The organism is Pseudoalteromonas sp. Z1A6 (genome assembly GCF_011378745.1).
GTDB lineage: Bacteria > Pseudomonadota > Gammaproteobacteria > Enterobacterales > Alteromonadaceae > Pseudoalteromonas > Pseudoalteromonas arctica.
Genome location: NZ_WTKW01000574.1, coordinates 1 through 1466, shown reverse-complemented (window position 1 = coordinate 1466; position 1466 = coordinate 1). Strand labels below are relative to the sequence as shown.

The window sequence follows — 1466 nt, the reverse complement described above, 5'->3', positions numbered from 1 at the left end:
TTTTTGCTTAACAGAAACTCAAATTAAGCGACTTCGAATTTGCTTATTTTGCGCTATTAATACGTGACTGTAATAGCGGCCTTAAATGCTCGGGCAACCAGCGCATGAGTAAATCATTATAAGCCTGCGTTTTTTTAATAACTTTAAGCTGCTTATTAAGAGTAGCAATGTTTTCTGCGCCTTGCTCGTTTTTAGTACAGCCAATAAAACCATAACTTAACGCAGGTGATTCGGTTAATGGACGCTGCGTTAAGTTCTCTTCAAAGTGCATTGATTTAGCTAAATAGTAATGCTCGCTTGGGTAACCCAGCAAAATATCAATTCGTTTTAGGTTAAGCATATATGTGAGGCTCGCTAGGCTATCGCGAGTGGGTCTAATTACTAAATCTATATTAGGCGTACTGTTTATCAATGTATCTATCTCTTGGCCATAAGAGCGGCTCATAGAGATCCCAAGAGTTAGTTTTTTATCTTGTATTAAATCTAATAGTGATACTTCTTTTGATTCCGCTATATTTAGCGCTTTGGCGAGCCTTTTGTGCATTGCTATTGAAGGCGAGAGGCCCGTTGTTGAGCTTTCGTTTGTAAAATAAATATGCTCTTTTCTGTAATCATTTTTATAAAGCGATAACGCACAAACATTATTTGAAGTATTAGACAGCTCTTGGATTACCTTACCTGAGGGGATAAGCATGCGGTTAAAGGTAATATTAGGAAGTTGTTTTTCAAGTAAATAAATTATGCTTTCGTCACGGCCTTGGTGTTGATATTGACCATTTAAAATATAATAGGGTGCAAAGTCGTGCGCTAGCCAGTTTATGGTTCTAGCATTGCCTATTGAGGTCAGACAGAAAAAAAGTAAGAAAGTTAAAAATATACGGAGCATTACAACAGCTGCCAGTAATTATTATTGTAAAACTATTGTAACCAATAAAGAGCTAAAAAGTAAAATGCCAGCAACGAGGCTGGCATAATATCTTATCAATAATTGCAATAATAAAAGGGCAATTAAAGTTATGTGTTGCTTAGTTAGCTTTTAGCCACTTAACAAACTGGCGTGCATCACTCGCTTTTTGAAACAATGCATTTTTTAAACCTTGTGTATCACTAAAGATTACACGATGTTTGTTTACTGAAATTGATTGCACTGGATGTGCGATTTGGATCATAGACCCATTATATTTATAAGACATAATAAAACTCACTTTATTCTTGTTATTTATTCTGCGCTATATTTTTATAGCAAATTGCAGTTAATAAATTAACGATGTTGTGTTTAGCTTCATTACAGTGTTGACGATCTTTATGACACTTTTGCGATGATAGTAAAAAATCATCTCGGTATTATTCAAGGGGTTCTCGCCGTACAATAACTTAGCTTTCAAATATACGTTTTGCGGGGCTTACTGGATCAGGGTAAATGGTTAACCGCGGCGGTTTCTTTAAACCAGAGAAGGAAGGTAACT

Annotated in this window: 2 protein-coding genes; both read right to left on the bottom strand. The window is 35.7% G+C overall.

The features are described 5' to 3' along the window. Nucleotides 1–43 precede the first annotated feature (43 nt). Nucleotides 44–886 carry a transporter substrate-binding domain-containing protein gene (locus tag GQR46_RS19590; protein WP_165742207.1) on the bottom strand — a complete coding sequence of 281 codons (843 nt, stop codon included), beginning with the start codon at nt 884–886 and terminating at the stop codon, nt 44–46. A 139-nt stretch (nt 887–1025) separates the two neighbouring features. Further along, a complete protein-coding gene (locus tag GQR46_RS19585) occupies nt 1026–1193 on the bottom strand; it encodes a hypothetical protein (protein ID WP_002961566.1) in 168 nt (55 codons plus the stop codon). Nucleotides 1194–1466 lie beyond the last annotated feature (273 nt).

Excerpts from the sequence above, each read along its gene's own strand:
- GQR46_RS19585 (WP_002961566.1), bottom strand. The coding sequence starts at position 1,193 with ATGTCTTATAAATATAATGGGTCTATGATCCAAATCGCACATCCAGTG.
- GQR46_RS19590 (WP_165742207.1), bottom strand. The coding sequence starts at position 886 with ATGCTCCGTATATTTTTAACTTTCTTACTTTTTTTCTGTCTGACCTCA.